Genomic DNA, 1367 nt, shown 5'->3' on the forward strand with positions numbered 1-1367 from the left:
TTTCTAGGCTTGTCTGTGTTCTGCATTCTCTCCTCCGAATAGCGGTCTGTACGGGAACTCCATATTTCTTTTAGTATGCTGATAATGTGTTCATCGTTTTCTGACTTGCGCAAAACACTTCGCAGATCGTGCCCTTTTGACGCAAAAAGGCATGTGTACAGCTGACCTTCAGCAGAAAGGCGTGCTCTGTTGCAGCTGCTGCAGAAAGCATCCGTTATGGAGGAGATGATCCCGATCTCTTCGTCGCTTCCTTGATATTGAAATCGTGTCGCTACCTCGCCTTGATAGGTCGGCTTCAGCGGTTGCAGTGGCATTTCAGCATGAATAGTGTTAAAAATGTCCTGTTTGGAAAAAACTTTTTCCATGTTCCAGCCATTCGAGTTGCCGACGTCCATGAACTCAATAAAACGGAGAATACGGCCTGTCCCTTTAAAATAGCGAGCCATCTCAAGGATATCTCCTTCGTTCATCCCTTTTTGGACAACCATGTTCACCTTAACACCTAATCCAGCCTTTTCAGCCGCTTCCATTCCAGCCAGCACAGCTTTCACGCTCACGCCACGGCCGTTGATTTCCTTAAAGCGTTCGTCATGAAGTGTATCAAGGCTGACGGTCACACGCTTGAGACCAGCAGCTTTCAAGCGCTGTGCATAGACGGGCAGAAGCGATCCATTTGTGGTCATCGCGATATCATCTATGCCTTCTATCGCCGAAATCATGGCAATCAGCTTATCAACGTCTTTTCTCATGAGCGGCTCTCCGCCTGTGATCCGCACCTTCTGAATACCTGCTGTTTTCTGAAAGATGCTGACAAGCCGTGTGATCTCCTCGAAGCTGAGCAGCTGGCTTTTCTCCAGAAAGGGATAATCATTACCGAAAATCTCGGCCGGCATACAGTATGAACAGCGGAAATTGCAGCGGTCTGTCACAGAGATTCTTAGATCACGGAGAGGTCTTTTTAGTTTATCTGTTAAGTTTTCCATGGCCATCCTCCTTTCTGCTTACTTCCTGCGCTGTATCATCTGCTTTAAAGCAGCTTGATCATTGATGTTCTGAAAAACATCTGGGTGTAATTTATGCTGCTCTTCTTTTATGATAAGCGGTTTGATTGAATTCAGCAGTGATATCATCCGATAGCTGCCGCTGTCTAGCTGGTTTTCCAGCTCATTTTTTATCCTTTTGTTGTATAAACCAGCGAGCGGCTGAAATCTGCCGTCTGCTTCGGGAATGACGGCATCGTATGCGTCATCTCTGAATGAAGCGATAATTCCTGCTGCATCACAGTCCAACAAAGGCATATCGCATGGAAGAACAAAATACCAGGAGGAATCAACCTCACGCATGGCGCTGTAAATGCCGGCAAGCGG

2 protein-coding genes are annotated in these 1367 nt (G+C 46.8%); both read right to left on the bottom strand.

The features are described from left to right. A partial coding sequence (gene moaA, locus CGZ90_RS20245) for a GTP 3',8-cyclase MoaA (RefSeq protein ID WP_133063637.1) occupies positions 1–983 on the bottom strand: 983 nt, incomplete at its 3' end. An 18-nt stretch (positions 984–1001) separates the two neighbouring features. Further along, on the bottom strand, positions 1002–1367 hold a 366-nt coding region (locus tag CGZ90_RS20250; protein WP_133063638.1), incomplete at its 5' end, for a molybdenum cofactor guanylyltransferase.

This window comes from Fictibacillus aquaticus (assembly GCF_002245695.1).
Classification (GTDB): Bacteria; Bacillota; Bacilli; order Bacillales; family Fictibacillaceae; genus Fictibacillus; species Fictibacillus aquaticus.